The following is a 24,363-nucleotide window of genomic DNA, read 5'->3' as shown; positions in this document are numbered from 1 at the left end:
GTGAAGTAAGGGAACTGCAAGTATATCTGCCGGAAATGCGGGTTCACCGTCCGCCCGTTCTCACGGTCTGCCACTACCGTGTCCGTACGGAATTTCGGCTCTAACTTCCCTTCCTTGAAGTTCATCAGGAATATTCCGTACACGGTTGAGAGTTTGTAGCGGTCACCGTAGCGGAGTGGTGCTTCACTTACCGTGTCCGACACACTGTCTTTTCCTCCAGCCGGCAATTCCACTTCATCCGTTATGGGACGTTCTATCAACCGGCTGATGGCACGGCACACGTAATACAGCGTACGGTCCAGGAAATTGCTGTGCCACCGGTTCTGCATCTCCACGATGATGTATTCCCCACTCGAAGTCAGGCAATACAGGTCAAAGATGATTCCCCTGTCGTTTACGTTGTCCGAATTGTCTTCCTTATCGATAAACGTCAGGTCTTCAATGTGATGCTCCCCCGCAAGCAGCTCGTTCAGCAAGGTAATGAGCAGTTCCTTGCTGGCAGGTTGCCCGAAGATGATCTTGAAGCCGATATCCGTAAACGGGTTTACAAAATGCGCCATGTATCTTTCTTTTCTCTTCATGCCTCAAAGATAGGAATATTAGCGAACATTCACAAATTTGTATACGGTGAAGTTGCTAAAGTTTTCACTTCTACTGTGCATGGCAGAGTCCCACCGTCAAGTTAGGAGTGCAACTCCGTCTAAGAACCGTACATGAGAGTTTCCCCTCATCCGGTACGGTTCAAACATTTCTTTCGATATAGTTTTTATCCCTCTATCTCACTCAACTCCAGCCAACGCATACTCTTTTCATCGAGTTCATCGTTGAGGACGGGAAGACGTTTGGACTTCTCGGTCAACTCGTCCACACCCAGCGTTCCACTGCACAAAGCAGCCTCGATGTTTTTCTTTTCTTCTTCCAAAGCAGCAATCTCCTGTTCCAACTGTTCGAACTCTTTCCGCTCCTTGAAAGTCATACGGCGTTTACCTTCGGGACGTTCGCGCTGTGGCTTGTTCTCTTTTTTAGGCTTTGGAGCATTCTCTTTTTCGAACACTTCTTTTGCAGCCTTCCAACTACGATAATCTGTATAGTTTCCCGGGAAATCGCGGATATCACCTTGACCATTGAACACCAGCAAGTGATCGACTACCTTATCCATAAAATACCGGTCGTGACTCACAACAATGACACACCCCTTGAAACTCTGCAAGTATTCTTCCAGCACCTGAAGCGTAACAATATCCAAATCGTTCGTCGGCTCGTCGAGCACCAGGAAATTGGGGTTCTTCATCAAGACCATGCACAAATACAGCCTGCGCCGTTCTCCCCCACTCAACTTATATACGTAACTGTGCTGCTTTTCGGGCGGGAAAAGAAAATGCTGCAAGAACTGCGAAGCCGTAAGCCGCTTGCCATTCCCAAGCTCAATGACTTCCGCTACCGATGTAATGACATCGATTACTTTCATCTGCTCGTCAAACTTCAACCCTTCCTGCGAATAATAACCGAAACGGACCGTCTCACCGATATCGAGCGTTCCACTGTCGGGCTTTTCCAGTCCCATCAGTATTTTAATGAAGGTGGACTTCCCTGTACCGTTGTTCCCGATGATACCCATCTTCTCGTAACGGGAAAAAATGTATGAAAAGTCTTCCAATATTGTAATATCCCCATAACGTTTACACAAATGGTCTGCCTCGAAAATCTTCGAACCGATATAGGAGGCTTTCACATCCAGCTTCACACTCGAATCATAAGTACGCTGCTTAGCCACTTTTTCCAGCTCATAAAAAGCCTCCTCACGATAGCGTGCCTTGTGTCCACGTGCCTGCGGCATCCGGCGCATCCACTCCAGTTCTGTGCGATATAAGTTATTGGCACGCGCTATTTCGGCATTGGCAGCATCGACACGCTGCTGTCGTTTCTCTAAGTAATAGCTGTAATTTCCTTTATAAGAATACAGCTGCTGACCATCTATCTCCATAATTTCAGCACACACACGGTCAAGAAAATAGCGGTCGTGCGTAACCATCAGCAAACTGAGTTTGGAACGGTTCAAGTATCCTTCCAACCATTCTATCATATCCAGGTCAAGATGGTTGGTAGGCTCATCCAAAATAAGCAAATCAGGCTCGGTAATCAGTACATTCGCCAATGCTACCCGTTTCAGTTGCCCGCCGGAGAGGTTCTCTACCAACTGGCTGAAGTCACGGATTTTCAGTTGCGAGAGTATCTGTTTCACTTTCCGCTCATAATCCCATGCTTTTTCATGCTCCATCCGTTCTAAAAGCACATCAAGCCCAGGATTGCCCGGAGCAGCCATGCAAGCCTCATACTCCTTGATAAGTTCTACTACGGCATTTCCACGATGAAAACAAGCCTCCAGCACAGTCAGTCCGGAAGGATAGACCGGACTTTGTTCGAGGTATCCCACACGTAAATCGCGCCGGTAAGTAACTTGCCCTTCGTCGTACCCTTCTTTCCCTGCCAGTATATTCAACAAAGTAGTTTTACCGCTTCCATTCTTGGCTATCAGTCCGACGCGTTGCCCTTGCGCGATACCAAAGGAAATCTGACGGAATAACACCAAGTCACCGAATGACTTGGTCAAATTCTCTACTTGTAAATAAGCAACCATATCTTTATATTGAAAGTACCTTTTCGACCTCGCCGCGCACACGTAAGTATTCATCTTTTAAGCGGCAGACTTCTCCATTCTTTACCTTATCCCATACAAGTCTGGTGGGACAGACCATTACATTGGTATCTGAAAAACGCAAGGCAGGATATTCCTGTTTCCCGTCGATAACCGTTACCCAGTCCATGCCGTCCATTTCATTTACCAGAATGGTACCAAAAACTATACCAAAACTCTCCCACACCTGACGCTGGCCAGGTTTGAAATGACCGCTATCCATCACTTTCTGAATATTGCTGATATCTGCCTCGGTACCAGTAAAGTCTTTCGCCAACTGCTTTTTGATGGCAGAAACAGCCCAGTCGTATGCTTCATTAATGGTATTGATTTCGAGCACTCTTACCGGAATAACCGCTTTCCAAGGCTTTTCATCTGCTTTCCGTACCTTAAGCGAAGCTATGATTTCCTCACCTACCCTAATGCTTTCCCCTTTTGCTACCGTAAACGAACATTCTATAGATACGGCATCCAACCCTGTTATCCAGAAATGTGATGTGTACCAGGTTCCGTTCTCTTGGAAACTTTCGGACAGATACACACATTTCCAGCGTCCGACCTGCACCAACTTTGCTCCCCGTGTATGTGACAGCTCGTCTTCCATGCAAGCTTTTGCATAATCACGTCTTTCACCCCGATAGGCAGATATGCGGAAATTGCCTGTCCACTTGTCGGGATTATAAAACAAGAAACTTTCTTCTGTATCTTCAAATTCGCGCCAATCGGACGGGTATTCCAGTAAAAACCATGCCCCCGGCGAGATATATGTTCTTTTATTCTTTTCCATGTATTCCTTTGTTATTATTTTCCTATTGGTTGAATCTGGGCACGGATAGCCTTGTCTATTTCCAGAAACATGTAATTAACCTTGCCCGAATGTATCAAGGCTTCATTCTCCTTATAAATACGAGTAGCATATTCCTTCGATTTCTCGAATACAAAACGTGACATACTTTCTTGTGACTTGCCTGCCACGGTAGAATCGAGTTTCTCTTCTGGGAAAAAATCGTCTAAGTTGACATCTCCTATCATCGAAGTTTCCAGAAAATGGATATTCTGATGCATACGGTCTGTATAGTAACCCACAAACATGTGTTTGGGGGTACGCACCAGAATGGGATTGATGTTGATAGCCTTCAGCAAGGAAGCAAAAAGCACGCTTCCATCTACACAGTTGATTTGTGCCGAAGCCATCGCATCATCAAATGTACGTACACGCTGCGAAAACACAACGTTCGATGAAAGACTGGTATTGCTGATGGAACTGTACTTGAATCCTCTTTTCTGCAATACGTACCACAGGGCATACACCTGTTTGTCGACCACATCGCTGTTCTTGCTCTGATAACCCCAGAAACGATTGACGATACGCGTGTTCAACGCTTCGCGCAATATCACATCTATATTTGGATTGTCTTCGTTCACATAGGCTGCAAAAAACTTTCCGGTATCATGAAACTTCATCTTGCTGTCCATATACCCCAGCAGGCATTCATTAATACTGCGTACGGAAAACGTACGGACATTGCTACCCAGCTCGTGATTGTTCAGCCGGACCGAAACAGACACGGTAACCGGAAGTGGCTGCGTGTGCTCGCGCAACGTTTCATATTTCCATATAATATCCGGAAAGACCAAATATTCCTTGCGTGCTTCGGGCAGCACAAACTCGGATACCGAACGGGAAAAAAACGGAGTTTCTTCCACCTCGATGTGTAACTTGCTGTTCGGATGCATATTCTTGATACGAATACCGATGCACGACTTCGGATTGCCTATATAACCGGTATCAGAAGGAAGAACAAGTTCGGCATCCGTTGTGGCAGTGGAAAGTATCGTCACCGGAAAGATGTTTCCGCCCAACTCGTCCGTAATCTCGAAATCCGAACGGAAAGGTTCGTAACGGTAAATATACCCTAATGAGGCCAACACGATAACTCCTGCCAGCAAAAATGTGGCAAGTTTCCATTTGTTTTCCACGTGAGACAACAGATTCCGATAGTTCATAATCAGATACAAAAAAGATTCGCCTCACAGGCTGCAAAGACATAGACCTGCCTGCACCTGTGCTGCGAACCAATCAGTTTATCGCACCGCAATGCATTCGATTTCTACCAATGCACCTTTAGGCAATGCCTTCACTGCTACGGCCGAACGTGCCGGAAAATCTCCCTCAAAATACTTGGCATACACACCGTTCATCTCGGCAAACAATGCCATATCCGACAAAAACACCGTAGTCTTCACTATATTTGCCGTGGTCAGGCCTGCCTCTGCCAGAATGTTCTTAATATTTTCGAACGATTGGGTAGTTTGCTCTGCCACGCCACCAGGAGCAAACTCTCCTGTAGACGGGTCAACCGGTAACTGTCCGGACACAAAAACCATTCCGTTCGCTTCGATTGCCTGACTGTAAGGACCAATGGCAGCAGGAGCCTTTTCTGTAAAAATCACTTTCTTCATTGTTACAATTGTTTTTTTTAATTATTACTAAACAACAAGCGAAGAAATAGCCGGAGCTTATCCACCTCGCTTGAAAATTCAGTGCTAAATTAGCACTTTTCTGCCAATCAAAGGAAATATTCAAAAAAAAATTAACGAAAACCTATAGGATATTGAAAAAAATACCTACTTTTGTAGTGTCAATACGTGAGACAAACGAAAACAGTTTGCAAACTCACTTCAAACAAAGAATCAAAAACTAATCATTAAATCCGTAATTATTGATAAGTGTCCAATCTTTAACGACGCACATCCACAACAGATGGTCGCATCGTAATAATGCACGCTTACAAAATTACACAATTACAATTCATTACACCTATACTTATGTATAACATTATTCAATTAAACGACAAAGACTTGTCCGAATTGCAACAGATTGCCAAAGAGTTGGGACTGAAAAAAACCAGTACCTTACCCAAAGAAGAACTGGTGTATCGCATTTTAGACGAACAAGCTATTGTAGGAGCTACCCAAAAGGCTTCTGCTACAAAGACCAATGAGGAACGGAAAGAAGGACAACCCCGCAAACGTTCACGAATCAGTGTAAAAAAAGAAGGAGACAAAGTATATACAGCCACTAAAGACAAGGCACAAAAGCTAGAAGCAAACACTCCCCCACTCCCGGCACCGGCTCCTTTATTCAAAGTAGATAATCTGGTAGAGACAGAAACTGTTGCGACAGAACAGGAAAGCAGTCCGGCACCTGCACCGGAAGAAAAGCCCAAAGCCAAACGGGGAAGAAAACCTGGAAGCAAAAACAAAACGACTTTGGCAAAAGAACAAGCCCAAAAGAATGAAAATACACTTTTTCAAACTCCAGCCGAACAAATTCCGGCAACCGAAAACGAACCAGAACTTCCGGAACTGGATATGGCAAATGTAGATGATTTTATTCCTATCGAAGACCTTCCATCTGATAAAGTAGAATTACCTACCGAATTGCTCGGTAAGTTTGAAGCTACCAAAATGGAACAACCGGTCATCACTGAAAAAGATAACAAACCGACAAACAACCGTTTCCAACAACGCCAACAACGCCATAACAACAATAACCGGCAAGCTAACGGACGCACCAATAACCCGACTGCCAACCAGGCGACACAGGCTACAACAGAAAACCTGCCTGCTACAATTGCTGCCGAAACAGCACCAATTAAACCTGTAGAAAAGCCTTATGAATTTGATGATATCCTGCAAGGCTCAGGCGTATTGGAAATCATGCCCGACGGATATGGTTTCCTCCGTTCTTCGGATTACAACTATCTCTCTTCACCCGATGACATTTACGTATCTCAATCACAAATAAAACTTTTCGGACTAAAGACGGGTGACGTGGTAGATGGAACCATTCGCCCACCCAAAGAAGGAGAAAAATATTTCCCCTTGGTCAAAGTCTCGAAAATCAATGGACTGCCCCCAGAACTGGTACGTGACCGTGTACCGTTCGACCACCTGACTCCTCTGTTTCCTGATGAAAAATTCAAACTTTGCACAAGTAACAACGATAACCTGTCGGTACGTATTGTAGACTTGTTTACCCCTATTGGAAAAGGACAGCGTGCACTGATTGTGGCACAACCTAAAACCGGTAAAACAATCCTGATGAAAGACATTGCCAATGCCATCGCAGCCAACCATCCGGAAGTATACATGATTATGCTGCTGATAGACGAGCGCCCGGAAGAGGTAACCGATATGGCGCGCAGCGTCAATGCCGAGGTCATCGCTTCTACATTTGACGAACCTGCAGAACGTCACGTGAAGATAGCAGGTATCGTTTTAGAAAAAGCAAAGCGTATGGTAGAATGCGGACACGACGTTGTTATCTTCCTCGATTCTATCACCCGTCTGGCACGTGCTTATAATACAGTTTCTCCGGCATCGGGAAAAGTATTATCGGGAGGTGTAGACGCCAATGCACTGCACAAGCCGAAACGTTTCTTCGGAGCTGCCCGCAACATCGAAGGAGGAGGTTCGCTTACCATCATCGCTACGGCTCTGATTGATACAGGTTCGAAAATGGACGAAGTAATTTTTGAAGAATTCAAAGGTACAGGTAATATGGAGCTTCAGCTTGACCGTAACCTGAGCAACAAACGCATCTTCCCTGCAGTCAACCTGACAGCATCAAGTACGCGTCGTGACGACTTGCTTCTTGACAAAACGACTTTGGACCGTATGTGGATTCTGCGCAAATTCCTTGCAGACATGAACCCGATCGAAGCAATGAATTCAGTAAAAGAGCACTTGGAAAAAACCAAAGACAACGATGAATTCCTAATGAGTATGAATTCATAATTTTGAGCTTATATGAATGTCCGCCATCAGCCAATCCGACGGGGTTAAAAACGCAGTAGTACTGCATTTGCCGATGAAGATATATTCGTAGGCGGATGCAGTATATATTCAACCGCGAATGCAGTATATATTCAACTGCGGATGCAGTATATATTCATTTTTCAGGGGTATGTATTGATTGTTGGCGGACATCCATAAAAAATACAGAGACACAAATATATAAGTTATTTCCCTTATATTTGTGTCTCTGCTTGTAAAACAGTATCAGCTTACAGGAGATACATCACGTCCAATCAATCGTCTATATCAATCACCTGAAACTTGTTGTTAAACGTGATTTCCCAACGGTTGGACAATTTCACATCATACTCTTTTCCGTCACGTTCGATTTCCAGAATTTTCGCTTCAGGATAATTGGCCGAAACATACGAACGGATTTCAGCAGGAATAGCCTGTACTGGCACCGCAGACATTTTACATTTGATTTCGGTCCATTCACCAGACTTGTCAAACTCCAGTTTCTCACCGTTTGTAAAAATCACATCGTATGTCTTATAAAATAATCCAGACTCCATCTTGGCCAAAGCCACCTTATGATTTTTGAAATACGTAGTAATGAAAGTCTGAGCCTTCGTTGGCAACTGCCCTATCTGAATGGGTTTGTCATTGTCTGCCAATGCCACTGCCTGGATACCTAACACACATACCAATAATAAAATCCACTTCTTCATATCAAATTTGCTTTTAATGGTTAATACATTTATCATTTGTTTTCATTGCAAAGATGAAGAAGGAATCTGAAAAGATTTTGAAATCTCGAAACAATGCATTTCTTTTTCATAAAAATATCGGATAGCCAGATGATTGGTCTTGCAGATGCTGTCGACCAAAGCCAGCCCCAAGCCTGTAGACCCTTCTTTTTTGGTCCCTTGATAAAAACGTTCGAAAATACGGATACCGTCCAAAGGCTCGTTTCCCGTATTGCAGATACAGAAAACATTTCTGTCGATAATAATCCGGATAAGTCCGCCATCAACATTATGCACAAAAGCATTTTTCAATAAATTAGTCACCAAGACCGAAGCCAAAGAGTCATTGATTTCCACACAGAAAGAAGCCGTAACCTGCATCTCTACGTGTATATTCCGATAAGCATAAACTTCCTGATAGTCGGAGAGGTAATGTTTCAGGACTTCATCCAGACAAACGGCATGTTTATCCATGTATTGCCCGTTTTCTATCTTGCACAGAAGCAATAATGAACGGTTCATGCGGGTAAGGTTTTCCAAAGTACGATGTGTCTTTGCCAGTTCCTCCAATTGACGTTCGGACAATCCATCGTCTTCCATCAGCATTTCAATGCGGTTACGACAAATGGCAAGCGGTGTCTGCATCTCATGTGAGGCGTTCCCGATAAACTGTTTTTGCTGTTCGAAAAGCTTTTCATTACGCCCGGCAAAATCTGTTACCGCTTCGTTCAGCCGGCCGAACTCGGTAATAGTTGTCCGATTGTCTAAAGGCTCGTTCGGATGCCCCAAACGATAACGGTCCAACCAACCCAGCAAACGATACAAAGGTTTCATGTTCCGGTAATAGACCCACATCGTTATCAACAGAATGACCAGCAACAATAACACGTACAAGAATATAATCCATCCTGTTATAGCACGTTGAAGATCCATCTTTTCAATCGTAGGCGTATAGACCACCAGTTCCATATACCGATCGTTCGATGCCCGGAAAATAGTAATGAGCACACGGGCAGGTTCTTCTTCTTTCTTCTCTGTAATATATACCATTTCATCACGATAAGTTATTTGCGGATAAGAAAGCGCATACTCTTTACTCACTTCGTATAAGTAATACTGGTTATTCGAGCCGTTATTGGCGGCAGGCATCTCTTCACCCTGCAAGGCACGGATGATTAACTGCTCGGAATAATCTTCGAGTGAATCATCGACTTCATCGTTTACCTCTTCCATCACCGCCATATAAAACAGACCTGCCCATACAGACAATACAACAATCAATGCCAGTGACAAACGCCATAAGACAAGATGGGATAACTTCATTCTACTACAAATTTATAGCCAAAACCGTAAACAGACTTCAATTCGGGAGTAGCCCCTGCATCTTTCAAACGTTTCCTGAGATTCTTGATTTGCGCATAAATGAAATCAAAATTGTCAACCTGGTCAATATGATCCCCCCATACCGACTCGGCAAGCGTATTCTTATTGACCAACCTACCGGGACGTGACATGAAATAATATAAAATGTCATATTCCTTACGATTCAGCTCTACCTGCCTGCCTGCTATCTGTACGCGGAACAAATCGGGGAACAATTCGATATTCCCTACCTGAAGCTTATGCTCCCCTTCACGCTGGCTGCGCCGGAACAGACTTTTCAATCTAGCATGCAGTTCGGCCAAATGGAAAGGCTTGGGCAAATAATCATCAGCCCCCAGATCAAGTCCCGCCACTTTATCTTCCAGCGAATCCTTAGCCGAAAGAATAATCACATTGGTACGCTTACCCAAATCATGAAGTTCTTTCAACAAATTCAGACCATTTCCATCGGGCAACATAATATCCAACAGGATACAATCGTAATCATAATCCTCTACTTTCTGCAAGGCAGTACGATAATCAGGAGCCTGTGACACTACATACCGCTCTTTTTCCAACGAACGGGTAGTTATCTCCCGCAAATCGCGGTCATCTTCTACTATCAATATTTTCATATACCTTATTTTATATATAGTTCAACGGTTATGCCAGAAACTCGGAACAAACATCAACAAGATAGCATACAGTTCCAAACGGCCCAACAACATCAGAAAAGAAAGCACCCACTTGGCACCGTCAGGAAGTCCGCTCCATGAAAATGCCGGTCCATAATTCCCCAAAGCCACACCAGCATTCCCCATACTGGAAAACACCGTTCCAAAAGCGTCTGTCAATCCTACCCCCATCATCATCAAAAGAACCCAACCTACAAAACCGCATATCAAGAATAATAACGTAAAAGTCGTTACCGCTGAAATAGTCAACGGGTCGACTGTCTGGCGATTTATTTTTACCGGAAATACAGCACGCGGATGAATAAGACGTGCCAATTCGTTCTTCGCATTACGCAAAAGGATGAGCAAGCGCATCACTTTAATGCCACCACTGGTAGAACCGGTACAACCACCTACGATTGTAGCATACATGATAAGCATCCATGTGAATGGAGGCCAAAAATTGTAATCATCTGTGGTAAAACCGGTAGAACTATGCACCGTAACAACTTGGAAAAGCGCCTTTCGGAAAGCTTTCTCCACATCATAATGATTATTGATGATAAGCGCAACGGTGATGAATAAAGTCACCGTAAATACAGAAATCAGAAAGCCCTTCACTTCATCGTCTTTCAGCAGATGGCGGAACTTCCCTTTCAAGCACATGAAATACAATGAAAAGTTTAGCGAGGAAAGCATCATAAAGATAGCGATGACATACTCGATGAAAGGCGAATTCCAATAAGCCACACTCGACTGCTTGGTGGAAAAACCACCCGTGGCCGTCGTAGAGAACGAATGGCAAATGGCATCAAACCATCCCATGCCTCCCCAAACCAACAGCAAGGTTTCCGAAACGGTCAATATCAGATACACCGTCCACAACCATTTCGCCATGATGCTCACTTTAGGATGAATCTTGTCGTGCGTCACTCCCGTAGCCTCGGCAGAGAAAAGCACCTGATTCCCCACACCGAATATCGGCAACACGGCTATGGTGAAGAACACAATTCCCAAACCGCCTATCCAGTGCGAGAAACAACGCCAGAACAGGATGCCATGCGAAAGCGACTCGATATTGTCAAGAATCGTGGCTCCAGTCGTCGTAAATCCGGAAACAATCTCGAAGAAAGCATCAGGAATCGAGGGTATTGCCCCACTGATATAAAAAGGAAGCATCCCGAAAGCTGAAAATAATATCCATGTGAAGGCAACGATGCAATAGCCGTCACGACGCGTCAGCCTGTTTTCGGCATTGCGTCCCAAGAAAACCAACACTCCTCCCGCTCCTACCGTTATCAGCGTAGAATAAACGAAATAAATGTAATCGGATTCGTGATAGAAAAGCGCAACGGCAGCACCCACCATCAGCATCACACCTTCGATAAACAACAGAAGCCCTAAAATGCGGCAAATCATCTTCTGGTTTATCAGACTGTTCTTCCGACCATTCCCTACATATGCATTCCTTGAAAATGAATCTTCCATCTTTACTTGTTTTTGTTAAGACCATGCAAAACTAATGAAAAGATTCAATATTGAATGCAGATTTCAGGTATAAATATGCTTTTCCAAAAAAAGAAGGCACAATCTCCACACTTGTTTTACTATTCAGGAAGCCACTTACCCAGCGAACAAAAACGTACAGATTCCTCCCTGCCACCTTGCACAACTGTCTGCATGGATACACGGTCACGAAACAAGATGCCGCATCTTCCGGTCACAATATCGCTTGCATTGCACACAGATATCATATCCCAACATTGCTCCTAAAATGAAGTCTTCTTCCGGTGTCAACCTGTTCAACGGCCGGTTGACCAACAGACGGATGGCCTCGATACATTCGTCACAACCGAAAAACAAATTGATACGCTCGTCATCGACCGGTAACACGATGAATTTGATATGCTGGTTCTCCAGACGCTTGACCGCAAAAGACTCGTATTTCTTGTTGGTCGTATACAGCACCATACGGCGTACTCCTTTCTTGAATTCATAAATGTGATTCAAAAACACTTTGATGTCAGCAGGGTTCAATTCCATAATCAGTGAATGATTGTAGTTGATGATTGAGGAAAACGGAAATAAATAATTAAGGAGAGTAAGAAGCTGTTTTGAATTTCTACAGAAGTTTTTTTCTCATCTTGATGTATTCGTTTTTCAAAACAATTTCTAAGCTGATAAGCAATAATCCGAAGAATGACAAATGAACATGAATAACCTTGTATGGCAATTGTCAACCGCCGGTTCTTCAACTATCACCCATCAGCCGATAAACAAAGAACTATGCCAAATCAGACTTTAGCATATCAGTCCAGACCGTAATGCGTTCGTCTGTCTTGTCACTTTCGTTCACATCATCAATGGCAAGTCCTACGAATTTACCGTCAATTACCGAAATCGAAGAAGCATAGGTATAATCGCTGTCGGACACGGCACCCACAAAACGGCACCCACTGTCTTTCAAGTCTTCGTAAAGCACTCCCATGCCGTCGCAGAAAGTATCACCATACGATTCGGAATCACCGCACCCAAACAATGCGATGGTTTTCCCTTTCAAGTCCATACCTTTCAGCACCCTGATGCCATCATACCAGTCGTCCTGCAATTCACCATCACCCCATGTAGATGTACCTAAAATCAAAGCTTCGTAAGCATTCACCATATCAGCACTCATCTTGCTCACATCGTGTACATCAGCTGATGCAATACCTAACTTCTCTGCTATCCGACCGGCTATCGCTTCCGTGGTACCGGTCGTAGAACCATAAAATACTCCTGTTTTTTTCATTTCTATTTGTGTTTGTGATTTGATGATACAAAGTAAAGACAAAACACCAAAATAAGAAATACCTAAAAATAGTGATTTTCAAACCGACCGGGGACCAATGATTTTATTCCCCGACAAGCCCACAAATTGACAAGAAAAAACTATCTTTGCCGATAGAACAAACATTGCATATGAAACTAACCAATCTATCTCACATAGTAAGCATCGGACTGCTGGTACTCACCACTTCGTGCAGCAGTCACAGGTTTACCACCGCATCAGGCCTGCAGCCTAAAGCTTTCCTGCAAAAAGTAGAAGGACAAAAAACGAGCTTATACAAGATAACCAACTCGAAAGGCATAGAAGCATGCATCACCAATTACGGCGCACGCGTAGTGTCACTCATGGTACCCGATAAAAACGGAAAACTGGAAGACATAGTATGCGGCTTTTCCAATATCGAAGATTACATCAGCCAGTCGCAAAACTACGGAGCCACTGTGGGCAGATATATCGGCCGCATCCTAAACGCACAATATACATTGGAGGGGAAAACCTACCACCTCCAAGCCAACCACTCCCTGGGACATACCGCCCATGGAGGAAATCCCAACTTCGGAGCGCGGATGTGGAAAGCCACACACGTATCTCCTTCATCCGTTACGTTACATTATCTCTCACCCGACGGTGAAAACGGATTTCCAGGCAATCTGCATATTTCAGTTACCTATACCCTGACCGAAGACAACGCATTGGACATCCGTTACGAGGCAACGACCGACAAGACCACCGTACTCAACCTATGCAATCACTCCTTCTTTAATATATCGGGCAACCTGAACCAAAGTGTAGAAAACCAAACCATGTGGGTAGATGCCGACTATTTCAGCGCATACGACCGGAACAAATGTGTCACAGGAGAATTATGGCCTGTTGCTTCTACCCCACTTGATTTCAGAATCCCCCACAAACTTGCCGACCATATTAACGACGACTACGGACAACTGAATGTAGTGAACGGATACGACCATGCTTGGGCTTTGAACCATCCGGGAAATGACACACATGTAGCAGCCTGGATTTACGACGAGAAGAGCGGACGGAAAATGGAAATCTATACCACCGAACCAGCCATCCATATCTATACCGGAAACGGACTGAAAGGAAAAGTAAAAGGGAAAAACAACATTTATTATCCTTTCCGTGGTGCTGTCTGTTTCGAAACGTGTCATTTCCAAGACAGCCCCAACAATCCTCAGTTCCCCTCAACGACGTTGCATCCGGACGAGACCTTTACAAGCCATACAGTTTACAAGTTCGTAAATGTCCGTTGACAAAAAACAACGATTGGAACAATATTCCCGAAAAATCAATATTGTACAATTGGCTTTTTATGACAAACTTTGCAACCCATACATAAAAGAGACACATTTTATGCGCAAAATTACCGAAAAAAAGTTTTACACAAGCCTCTTTATGAGTTGCATATCCCTTTTCTCTGCCTGTTGGCTGAGTGGATGCGAAATGATAGAATATCATCCATACGATCTGGACATTGATGGTGAAACAGGCATCAATGCCAAAAACATCGAACGCATTGAAAGGGCATTACAAGGAAAAGATTCGTTCTCTTTCGTATTCATCAGCGACACGCAACGCTGGTACGATGAAACAGAAGATGCCGTAGCTGCCATCAACCGGCTGGACAGTGTAGACTTCGTGATACATACAGGCGACCTCTCCGACTTCGGATTGAAACTAGAATTTGAATTACAACGTAACATACTGAACAAACTGAACGTACCATACGTATGCCTGCTGGGCAACCACGATTGCCTTGCTACAGGACAGGACGTGTACCGGCTCATATTCGGCGACGAGAACTTCACTTTCGAGGCAGGAAACACACATTTCGTATGTCTTAACACCAATGCTTTGGAGTTCGACTATACCGAAGCAATACCTGACCTTACCTTTATGGAAAACGACCGCAACCAACTGCCCGGAAGCTGTACCCGCACCGTTGCTGCCATGCACGCGGCACCTTATACCGAACAGTTCAACAACAATATCGCCCTCGTTTTCCAACACTACCTGAAAACCTATCCTTCGCTCCAGCTCTGTCTGGCAGGGCACACGCATAGCCTTTCTGTAGAAGAACTATTCGATGACGATGTGTTATATTATACAGCCCCTTCCATCAAAAAACGTACGCTACTCCGTTTTACTTTCACTCCTGACACTTACCAATATGAAACAATCGCTTTTTAACCTGATTGCCCTATTGCTCCTTCCATTGTTGCCCATTACCACCCTTGGAAGTCCCTCCGACTCAACCAGTTTGCCATCTCCCCGGAAATGGGACAAACGGGTTCACCAGCGTTATGAAGGCTGGGAGCGGTTACGTCCTACTCACATAAAATACCAATACGCCGGAGGCATGGGAGTTTCAGCAGTCGGGATAGGATGGGATTATGGCAAACGCCGCCAGTGGGAAAGCGATTTTCTAGTAGGTTTCCTGCCGGGCAAATATGCCGACAAGTTCAGACTGACCTTTACCGTAAAACAAAGCTATATCCCTTGGAGCATGAGTTTCGACAAGCACTGGGCACTAGAGCCTTTCTATTGCGGACTGTATGTAACAACCATTGCCGGGGAGGAATTCTGGAAAAAAGAACCAGGACGCTATCCCAACGGCTACTACAATTTCAGTACCAAGATGCGCCCATACATTTTTATCGGACAACGGATGAACTTTAATTTGAAAAACAGCATTGTAAAACACGTTGCCATGTTTTACGAAATAAGCAGTTGCGAATTGTACATCATCAGCAAAGCAACCAACAGCAGTCTGAAAATGAAAGACATATTACGAATATCGTTTGGAGTAAAGGTCCAGTTGTTTAAAGACAATGATTGACAAAAAGAGCATCGGTCTTTCCCATTACTTCAAATTTAGCTGGAATGCCTCAGATATGTAATATTTTTGTAACACCCCTTTCGGAGAATTCGTTGTACCTTTGAGCCGTTAAATTTTAGAATCAAAAAACTGGATATTAACGGCGTATGAAGAAATGTGTTTCTTTTTTCTTAGGAGCGTGCTGTATGTGTCTTCCTGGCATACTGATGGCACAACGCATCAAGGGAAGCGATACCGTACTTCCTCTTACTCAGGAACTATCGGAAATGTACATGAATCAAAATCCCTCTGCTACAGTTACTGTCACCGGAGGCGGTAGCGGTGTAGGAATTTCAGCATTACTTGACGGAACAACCGACTTGGCAATGGCATCCCGAAAAATAAAGTTCAGCGAGAAAATGAAAATGAAACAGTCGAAGCACGAGCCCTGCGAATATATCGTGGCATACGATGCATTGGCTGTTATTGTCAATCCTCAAAATCCGATTAAGCAACTTACCCGCGAACAATTGGAAGGCATCTTCCGGGGCAAAATCACCAACTGGAAAGAAGTGGGAGGTGAAGATGCCCGCATCGTAGTCTACTCGCGCGAAACGTCTTCGGGTACATACGAATTCTTCAAAGAAAGTGTATTACACAACAAAAACTATATGAGCAGCGTGCTCTCTATGCCTGCCACAGGTGCTATCATCCAATCAGTACGCCAGACCAAAGGCGCTATCGGCTATGTAGGATTGGCTTACCTGAATCCTTATGTGAAAGCCATTGCCGTATCCTACGACCAAGGCAAACACTACGTCTATCCCTCGGTAGAAAGCGCGACGCGAAAAGAATATCCCATTGTCCGTCCGTTGTATTACTATTACGACAAGCAAAACGAAAAGAATGTCATGCCATTCCTCAATTTCACCACCTCGAAAGAAGGGCAAGCCAAAACATTGGATTTGGGCTTCATTCCTCGTTAACCACGATACGTAACAGGTATATATAAAAAGGTATATAGAAATATGAAAAGATTGATTGATAACATCGCACGGTATGTGCTTACCGTGAGCGGATTCACCACCAGTGTGGTAATCTTGCTGATTATCGGCTTCTTGTTCAAAGAAGCAGTAGGCCTCTTCAACAATCCCATCGTAGAAGACGGATACGTGCTGGCACTGAACAAGGAAAACGATGTAAAACGACTCAGCGCACAACAAATCAAAAACATTTTCGATGAGGAAATCACCAACTGGAAAGAAGTGGGAGGCAAAGACATGCCCATTACCGTGTTCCGTCTGGAAGACCTCGACAAGCATTATACAGAAGCGGAATTAGGAGCGGAATATGAATATGCCGGCGACAAGATTGCTGAACAGGTTCACCAGACTCCGGGTATTGTTGCCTACGTCCCCGATGTATTGATGAAAGGACAAAAAGACATCCATTACATCGAAAACCAAGATATTCCCGTAAAGGATGTCTTATTAGGCAATGAATGGTTCCCTACCGCAACTCCTTCCCCTATTTTCGGTATTCTTCCATTGATTAGCGGTACGCTATGGGTAAGCTTTTTCGCCATCCTCATCGCCTTGCCTTTCGGGCTTGCCATTTCCATTTATCTTGCCGAAGTGGCAAACGAAAAGACCCGAAAATTCCTGAAGCCGATTATCGAATTACTGAATGGTATTCCTTCTGTCGTTTACGGTTTCTTTGGCCTGGCGGTCATCGTACCTTTCCTCCAGCAGACATTCAACCTGCCTGTAGGTGAATCGGGGTTGGCAGGCAGCCTGGTACTTGCCATCATGGCATTGCCGACCATCATCACCGTAGGCGAAGACGCCATGCGCAGTTGTCCGCGAAGCATGCGCGAAGCCAGCCTTGCCTTGGGAGCTACACAATGGCAGACTATTTATAAAGTCGTAATCCCGTTTTCTATTTCCGGTATTACCTCTGGCATTGTATTGGGCATCGGACGCGCCATCGGCGAAACCATGGCGGTATTGATGGTAACCGGTAATGCAGCAGTCATGCCCCATAGCATCCTGGAACCATTGCGCACCATCCCGGCAACCATTGCTGCCGAATTGGGTGAAGCGCCTGCCGGAGGTGCACACTACCAGTCACTTTTCCTGCTGGGTGTCATCCTGTTTTTCATCACTTTAATTATTAACTCTTGCGTAGAAATCGTATCTTCGCGCAATAAATTCAAGAAATAACGTATGGCTGTAGAAATCGATCCGTCTTACATGAAGCACAAAAAAGGCATTCAGAAAGGAATGTTCACTTGCTTCCGCATACTGAGCTACTTCATTGCAGCAGTATTGTTCTACATATTGGGATTTATCATCGTAAAAGGCATCAGTGTCATCAATTGGGACTTCCTCACCCAGGCTCCTACCGACGGTATGACCAAAGGAGGAATCCTACCTGCCATTGTGGGTACGTTTTACCTGATGATAGGAAGTGCCGTATTCTCGTTTCCTGTAGGTGTGATGAGCGGCATTTATATGAACGAATATGCCCCTAAAGGCAAAATGGTAAACTTCATCCGCACAATGACAAACAACCTTGCCGGCATCCCGTCTATCGTATTCGGCTTGTTCGGTATGGCTTTCTTTGTCAATTACCTCGACTTTGGCGACAGCATCATTGCCGGTTCACTTACGTTAGGCTTGCTTGCCTTGCCGATTGTCATCCGTACCACTGAGGAAGCTTTCAAAGACATCCCAAACAGTTATCGCGAAGGAAGCCTTGCTTTGGGCGCTACCAAGGCACAGACCATCTGGAAAGTATTGCTTCCTATGGCGATGCCCCGCATCATTACCGGACTGATACTTTCATTGGGACGTGTATCGGGCGAAACCGCCCCCATCCTCTTTACGTGTGCCGCCTATTTCTTGCCCAAGCTGCCCGAAAGCATCTTCGACCAATGTATGGCGTTGCCGTATCACCTGTATGTCATCGCTACCAGCGGTACCGACATTGAGGCACAAACGCCTATCGCCTATGGCACAGCATTTGTTCTGATTGTCATCGTACTGATTATGAACTTGCTTGCCAACAACATCCGAAAATATTTTGAAAACAAATTAAAATCCAAATAAACCATAATCGTCATCTGTATGAATAAGATTGAAGCTAAAAACGTAGATTTCTATTACGGCGACTTTCATGCGCTGAAGAATATCAATATCACGATTCCAAACAATGAAGTGGTTGCCTTTATCGGTCCTTCCGGATGTGGTAAATCAACCTTCCTGCGCTTGTTCAACCGCATGAACGATTTGATTCCGGGAACCCGGCTGACTGGAGAAATCTGTATTGACGGACGGAACATCTACGAACCGTCGGTCAATGTAGACATCTTACGCAAAAACGTGGGTATGGTATTCCAACGTCCCAACCCGTTCCCGAAAAGCATCTTCGAGAATGTAGCTTACGGGTTACGCGTCAATGGCATCAAAGACAAGGAATTCATTACCGAACGGGTGGAAACAGCATTGAAAGGCGCAGCCTTGTGGAACGAAGTGAAAGACAAGTTGAAGGCTTCTGCCTACGATCTCTCCGGAGGACAACAGCAGCGTCTGTGCATCGCACGTGCCATGGCAGTAGAACCTTCGGTATTGCTGATGGACGAACCGGCATCTGCCCTCGACCCCATTTCTACTGCAAAGATTGAAGAACTGATTTGCGAACTGAGCTCACAGACTACTGTAGTCATCGTAACCCACAGCATGCAACAGGCTGCCCGCGTAAGTAACAAGACTGCTTTCTTCTATATGGGCGAAATGGTAGAATACGGCGAAACCAAGAAAATCTTTACCAGCCCCGATAAAGAAGCTACCCAGAATTACATTACCGGACGCTTCGGATAAATTGTCAACTATTAATTGTTAATCATTAACTATTCACTATTAATTATACAGACATGGTAAAATTTGTAGAAAACGAACTTCTCAACATCAAGACAGAAGTAAACGATATGTGGCAGTTGGTTTACCAACAACTGAACAATGCCTATAAATCTGTATTGGAAGTCAATATGGAACTTGCCGATAAAGTAATATTACGCGAAAAACGTGTCAATGCATTCGAATTGCGTATCGACAGTGACATCGAAGATTTCATCGCATTGTACAATCCCGTAGCTGTAGACTTGCGCTTTGCACTTGCCATGCTGAAAATCAATACCAACCTGGAACGCATCGGCGACTACGCCGACAGCATCGCACGCTTTGTCATCCGCACCGATTTGAAACCGGAAAACAAGGCACTGTTTGCCGAACTCCAGCTGGAAGACATGTTCGATATGGTATTGCACATGCTCAGCACCACATACGATGCTTTGCAGAAACAGGACATCGGACTTGCAAAATCCATCTTCGACAAAGACGAAACATTGGATATCTTGAACAAAAACGCCATCGATACACTGGCGGCATACGCCAACGAACATCCCGAAGATATCAAGTTGTGTCTGGAAATCGCAGGTATCTTCCGCAAATTGGAACGTGCGGGTGACCACATCAACAACCTTGCCGAAGAAACTGTATTCTACATTGATGCGGAAGTATTGAAACACCACAAATCAATGCTTAGAGATTCGGAAGAAGAAAATCTGGAAAACGACAACAAAGCAGAAAGCTAAATCCGAAAGGAAACCTCCATAAAACAAATCCCCCGGCATGTTGCGGTTCACACCAGAACCGGCAGATGCCGGGGCTTTATGCTATAAACAAAAAATGAGAAACGACCTATCAATCAGAGAAGAAAAAAGCAAGGATTTTCCCTTCATACGTAGCCTAACCGAACAGGCATTTCTAAACGTACCGGAAAGCGACCATACAGAACACTTACTGGTGGAACGCCTGCGGCAATCAGAAGCCTATATTCCGGAACTGTCTTTGGTGGCAGAAACAAACACAGGAAAAATCGTAGGACACATCCTGCTTTCAAAAGTGGGAATCGTATCAGAAGAAGGCACGACCACCGTACTTAGCGTCGCTCCCCTGTCTGTATTGCCTGAATTTCAACGGCAAGGCATCGGAGGCATGCTCCTGCGTGAAGCCCACAGACGGGCAGCCCTGCTGGGTTACAAAGCTGTCCTGTTGCTGGGGCATAAGGATTACTATCCACGATTTGGTTACCGGAGAGCCTCATCCTATGGCATAAGATTTCCTTTCAATGCCCCCGATGAATGTTGCATGGCTATCGAACTGGAACCGGACGGACTACAAGATGTACACGGATGGGTACATTATCCCAACGCTTTCTTCGAATAGTCTCATTGGTTCCTGCACATCTCTGGTCACAACAATATCACGGTCACGCTACGCGGACCGTGAGCTCCCATAACCAAAGCCTGCTCAATATCGGCAGTCTTCGAAGGTCCCGACATAAAGACTCCATAACCATATTCGCCCGTATCAATCCGCTTGTAAGCCTCGTGCATGTTGTTGACAAGATTCTTACGGTCCAGCAAAATCACCAGTGCCTCCGAAATAAAGTAAATGGCACGTTGTTCCACATCCTGCTGCAACCAGACAGCACCGTTTTCGCATACACCAATCCTGCCATCAACGATGGCAAGGTCTGTACCGTCCAGTTCTCCCGGATTTTCCACCTCATCCGGATGGAAAGTCGCACAGGTGATAAGTTGGATTTTTTCACCTGTAGGCACTTCTTTCAGAATGGACGCAATGCGTTTGGCATCCGGATACAATTGCCGGATAACTTCGTTCAAATCGTCTTCCTTTCCCAATACAACGGCTTTACCGCCCATCTGTACCATAATTTTACAAAATTGGCCAACCGGATCCGCATAAGTCAAAGCTTCCTCTTCCAGCGATGTCAAGTCCGGCCGTTCATAACGTGTCCGCGTATTGCGGCGTATGTTCTGTAATATATCTTCTCTACTGCTCATTGTTTATTTTTTTATTTAAGAAACCAGGTACCAGGTACTAGTTGACTAGGTTCTAAATAGCATTACTTTGTCAACGCCCACAAAAAGTATCTAAAACCTAGTCACCTAGTACCTGGTCAACCAGTCCCCTTATACTCAAACTTTTCCTTTCTTCCACATCTCGTTGAAACTCTCTTTGACAAACTTCGGCATCTCATGCTCCTTGCCCCAGTCATTCATATCGTTGTACAATGCCCAGCGGGGAAGCGAATTGGCGATGGAAGCATTCTTCAAGGCAAAGTTGAACAAGGCAGGACGCTCCATCAGGAACTTCATGCCGCCCGACATCAGCTTCTTTTCCTTGCTTGCCACACCCAAGCCGTCCATGCGCTGGCGCCAACGGTAAATCTGGTCGGCAAGGTCAACCTTTGCCGGACACACATTCTGGCACGAATAACACAGTGAGCATGCCGAAACATTGTCATAATAGTGCAAAGGAGCCTTCAGCATACCCAGATTGATGCCGATGGGTCCCGGTATGAAATAGGTGTACGAATAACCTCCCGAACGCCTGTACACCGGACAAGTGTTCATACACGCACCACAACGCAGGCAATTCAGCGTCTTCACATGCTCCTGGTCGGCAAGAATCTGGCTTCGCCCATTATCTACAATGATGATATGCAACTCGCCTCCCTTCCGTGGCTTACGGTAATGCGACGTATATGAAGTAATGGGCTGCCCTGTGCCCGAACGTGCCAACAGACGGGTAAATACGCCCAAAGCTTCACGGTCGGGAACAATCTTTTCCAGCCCGAAAGCCGTAATCTGAAGTTTGGGCTGCGAAGTGCCCATATCGGCGTTCCCTTCATTGGTACACACTACACATTCACCGGTCGATGCCACCGCAAAATTGGCACCCGTCATGGCTGCTTCCGCATGAATGAACTTCTGGCGCAAGTTCTTGCGTGCTGCATGAGTCAGGTATGTCTGGTCGTTATTGCCTGGCTCGGTACCCATTTCACGCACGAACAATTCACCGATTTCTTCTTTCTTGATATGAATGGCAGGCATCACGATATGGCTCGGACGCTTGTGCATCAGTTGAAGGATGCGTTCGCCCAAATCACTTTCCACCACCTCGATTCCTTTTTCTTCCAGATACTCGTTCAGCCCACACTCCTCGGCAAGCATCGATTTGCTCTTGATGAAATGCTTCACCTGATGCCCGCTCAGGATATTATAAATAATTTTACAATACTCATCGGCATCTTTTGCCCAATACACGTATGCCCCGTTGGCAAGTGCATTTTTCTCAAATTCCTGCAACAACTGGTCCAAATGACTGTTGCTGTACATCTTCAGGGCACATGCCGCATCACGCAACTGCTCCCACTCAGGAACCTCCTTACTCATTTTATCCCGTTTGGCACGCACCATCCATAACGTCTCGTCGTGCCAGGCAGCCATCTCACGGTTCTTCAGAAACGCTCCGGCAGCTTTCGAATGTTTCGTACTCATAATCCTGCAGCTAAAATTTGAACAATATGAATGGTCTTGATAGGCAGATGGTCGCGCTCGATAATGCCTGTCTGATGCATCAGACACGAACTGTCTGCTCCTACGATATACTCGGCACCCGTATCAATGTGCCGTTGCACCTTGTCGCGCCCCATACGCCCCGACACATCGTGTTCTTCTACGGCAAACATGCCTCCGAAGCCACAACATTCGTCCGGACGTTCAGGCTCTACAATCTCGATACCCTTTACCAACGACAACAAATCGCGCAATTTATTATAATAAGGTACGTTCAGTTCACTGGGTGACGAGAGGTGCATCAGCCTCACCCCGTGACAACTGTTCTGAATGCTGACCTTATGCGGGAACGATGCCGGAAGCGAATCCGGCTTTATCACATCGTGGATAAACTCGCAAATATCGTAAATCTTGCCTTCACTGGCACAACGGTGCGGTTCCTCTTTCAGCAAATTGCCATAATGGTCGCGTACGAACACTACACAACTGGCAGAAGGCCCGACGATATAATCGTACCCCTCAAACAAGCTGTCGAAACGCTTTGCCAACTCTTTCGATTCCATTTCAAACCCTGCATTTGCCATCGGCTGTCCGCAACAGGTCTGGTCCAATGGATAATCCACATCCACCCCCAGGCTTTTCAGGAGCTTGTAGGAGGCAACCCCCACTTCGGGATAGACGGCATTGATGTAACAGGGAACAAACAATCCTACTTTCATTTTTCTTGCCATTAAATTATTTCACAAGCAAAGTTACGCTATATTCTTGAATAAACGAAACGACTTTACGGATATTTTCAGGAAGGATGAAATAACCTCCGCATCGGCTTTTTGCAGATTTATGGCAAAACCACTAAGAAGCTGTTTTGAATTTATCGTGCGATGATTTGGGATGAGTTTTTGAGGCATTTTCGCTTGTGTGATGAGGAAGATAGCGGGCTATCTGACGAAGAACAGGAGCGAAA

24 protein-coding genes are annotated in these 24,363 nt (G+C 45.1%); 10 read left to right on the top strand and 14 right to left on the bottom strand.

What is annotated here, in order from left to right:
* From B5F78_RS10735 to B5F78_RS10715, 5 genes are all read right to left on the bottom strand, one after another.
* The coding region (locus tag B5F78_RS10735) for a PD-(D/E)XK nuclease family transposase (RefSeq protein WP_206421943.1) at positions 1–560 on the bottom strand (560 nt) is incomplete at its 3' end.
* A gap of 206 nt (positions 561–766) precedes the next feature.
* Entirely contained in the window at positions 767–2,638 is a 1,872-nt protein-coding gene (locus B5F78_RS10730; protein ID WP_087396669.1) for an ABC-F family ATP-binding cassette domain-containing protein, read from the bottom strand.
* A 4-nt stretch (positions 2,639–2,642) separates the two neighbouring features.
* Entirely contained in the window at positions 2,643–3,482 is an 840-nt protein-coding gene (locus B5F78_RS10725; protein ID WP_022040268.1) for a DUF3805 domain-containing protein, read from the bottom strand.
* Between the two features lie 14 nt (positions 3,483–3,496).
* Positions 3,497–4,702 carry a hypothetical protein gene (locus B5F78_RS10720; RefSeq protein ID WP_022040269.1) on the bottom strand — a complete coding sequence of 402 codons (1,206 nt, stop codon included), beginning with the start codon at positions 4,700–4,702 and terminating at the stop codon, positions 3,497–3,499.
* Positions 4,703–4,780: 78 nt separating this feature from the next.
* Complete coding sequence (locus B5F78_RS10715; RefSeq protein ID WP_022040270.1) at positions 4,781–5,158, bottom strand: RidA family protein; 378 nt, start codon at positions 5,156–5,158, stop codon at positions 4,781–4,783.
* Positions 5,159–5,524: 366 nt separating this feature from the next.
* On the opposite strand from B5F78_RS10715, the gene rho reads away from it, so the two are divergent.
* Positions 5,525–7,498, top strand: a complete 1,974-nt coding sequence (rho, locus tag B5F78_RS10710; protein ID WP_087406675.1) for a transcription termination factor Rho — start codon at positions 5,525–5,527, stop codon at positions 7,496–7,498.
* A gap of 293 nt (positions 7,499–7,791) precedes the next feature.
* Here rho and B5F78_RS10705 read toward each other — a convergent pair whose 3' ends face one another.
* From B5F78_RS10705 to fldA, 6 genes are all read right to left on the bottom strand, one after another.
* Positions 7,792–8,229: a PepSY-like domain-containing protein gene (locus B5F78_RS10705; protein ID WP_022040272.1), complete on the bottom strand. Its 438-nt coding sequence runs from the start codon at positions 8,227–8,229 to the stop codon at positions 7,792–7,794.
* A gap of 42 nt (positions 8,230–8,271) precedes the next feature.
* Positions 8,272–9,570 (bottom strand): sensor histidine kinase, encoded by a 1,299-nt coding sequence (porY, locus tag B5F78_RS10700; protein WP_022040273.1) that lies wholly within the window; start codon positions 9,568–9,570, stop codon positions 8,272–8,274.
* On the bottom strand, positions 9,567–10,244 hold the full coding sequence (locus B5F78_RS10695) for a response regulator transcription factor (RefSeq protein ID WP_022040274.1): 678 nt from the start codon (positions 10,242–10,244) through the stop codon (positions 9,567–9,569). Before B5F78_RS10695 ends, porY begins: the two co-directional genes overlap by 4 nt.
* 21 nt (positions 10,245–10,265) lie before the next feature.
* Positions 10,266–11,771, bottom strand: a complete 1,506-nt coding sequence (locus tag B5F78_RS10690; protein WP_022040275.1) for a TrkH family potassium uptake protein — start codon at positions 11,769–11,771, stop codon at positions 10,266–10,268.
* A gap of 204 nt (positions 11,772–11,975) precedes the next feature.
* Complete coding sequence (locus B5F78_RS10685; protein ID WP_022040276.1) at positions 11,976–12,326, bottom strand: DUF2023 family protein; 351 nt, start codon at positions 12,324–12,326, stop codon at positions 11,976–11,978.
* A gap of 241 nt (positions 12,327–12,567) precedes the next feature.
* On the bottom strand, positions 12,568–13,074 hold the full coding sequence (gene fldA / locus B5F78_RS10680) for a flavodoxin FldA (RefSeq protein ID WP_022040277.1): 507 nt from the start codon (positions 13,072–13,074) through the stop codon (positions 12,568–12,570).
* A gap of 170 nt (positions 13,075–13,244) precedes the next feature.
* Between fldA and B5F78_RS10675 the strand changes: the two genes are divergently transcribed.
* From B5F78_RS10675 to B5F78_RS10635, 9 genes are all read left to right on the top strand, one after another.
* A complete protein-coding gene (locus B5F78_RS10675) occupies positions 13,245–14,387 on the top strand; it encodes an aldose epimerase family protein (RefSeq protein WP_022040278.1) in 1,143 nt (380 codons plus the stop codon).
* A 142-nt stretch (positions 14,388–14,529) separates the two neighbouring features.
* Positions 14,530–15,324 carry a metallophosphoesterase family protein gene (locus B5F78_RS10670; protein WP_239473449.1) on the top strand — a complete coding sequence of 265 codons (795 nt, stop codon included), beginning with the start codon at positions 14,530–14,532 and terminating at the stop codon, positions 15,322–15,324.
* A complete protein-coding gene (locus B5F78_RS10665) occupies positions 15,305–15,973 on the top strand; it encodes a hypothetical protein (protein ID WP_087406674.1) in 669 nt (222 codons plus the stop codon). Before B5F78_RS10670 ends, B5F78_RS10665 begins: the two co-directional genes overlap by 20 nt.
* 185 nt (positions 15,974–16,158) lie before the next feature.
* Positions 16,159–16,938, top strand: coding sequence for a phosphate ABC transporter substrate-binding protein (locus tag B5F78_RS10660; RefSeq protein ID WP_087406673.1), 780 nt, complete (start codon positions 16,159–16,161; stop codon positions 16,936–16,938).
* Between the two features lie 42 nt (positions 16,939–16,980).
* On the top strand, positions 16,981–18,174 hold the full coding sequence (gene pstC / locus B5F78_RS10655; protein ID WP_013619505.1) for a phosphate ABC transporter permease subunit PstC: 1,194 nt from the start codon (positions 16,981–16,983) through the stop codon (positions 18,172–18,174).
* Positions 18,175–18,177: 3 nt separating this feature from the next.
* A complete protein-coding gene (gene pstA, locus B5F78_RS10650; RefSeq protein WP_013619504.1) occupies positions 18,178–19,062 on the top strand; it encodes a phosphate ABC transporter permease PstA in 885 nt (294 codons plus the stop codon).
* 18 nt (positions 19,063–19,080) lie between these two features.
* On the top strand, positions 19,081–19,833 hold the full coding sequence (pstB, locus tag B5F78_RS10645; RefSeq protein WP_013619503.1) for a phosphate ABC transporter ATP-binding protein PstB: 753 nt from the start codon (positions 19,081–19,083) through the stop codon (positions 19,831–19,833).
* 53 nt (positions 19,834–19,886) lie between these two features.
* Positions 19,887–20,606, top strand: coding sequence for a phosphate signaling complex protein PhoU (gene phoU, locus B5F78_RS10640; protein ID WP_013619502.1), 720 nt, complete (start codon positions 19,887–19,889; stop codon positions 20,604–20,606).
* A gap of 94 nt (positions 20,607–20,700) precedes the next feature.
* Complete coding sequence (locus B5F78_RS10635; protein ID WP_087406676.1) at positions 20,701–21,240, top strand: GNAT family N-acetyltransferase; 540 nt, start codon at positions 20,701–20,703, stop codon at positions 21,238–21,240.
* Positions 21,241–21,266: 26 nt separating this feature from the next.
* On the opposite strand, the gene B5F78_RS10630 is transcribed toward B5F78_RS10635, so the two are convergent.
* From B5F78_RS10630 to B5F78_RS10620, 3 genes are all read right to left on the bottom strand, one after another.
* A complete protein-coding gene (locus B5F78_RS10630; protein ID WP_013619501.1) occupies positions 21,267–21,881 on the bottom strand; it encodes a LutC/YkgG family protein in 615 nt (204 codons plus the stop codon).
* Positions 21,882–22,016: 135 nt separating this feature from the next.
* On the bottom strand, positions 22,017–23,381 hold the full coding sequence (locus B5F78_RS10625; protein WP_087209741.1) for a lactate utilization protein B: 1,365 nt from the start codon (positions 23,379–23,381) through the stop codon (positions 22,017–22,019).
* Positions 23,378–24,118, bottom strand: coding sequence for a (Fe-S)-binding protein (locus B5F78_RS10620; RefSeq protein WP_013619499.1), 741 nt, complete (start codon positions 24,116–24,118; stop codon positions 23,378–23,380). The genes B5F78_RS10625 and B5F78_RS10620 overlap by 4 nt, the downstream gene beginning before the upstream one ends.
* Positions 24,119–24,363: the final 245 nt, after the last annotated feature.

The sequence above is a fragment of the Bacteroides sp. An279 genome (assembly GCF_002159615.1).
Lineage (GTDB): Bacteria > Bacteroidota > Bacteroidia > Bacteroidales > Bacteroidaceae > Phocaeicola > Phocaeicola intestinalis.
Note: the sequence above shows the minus strand (reverse complement) of the source record. Positions and strands in the feature narration are given on the sequence as shown.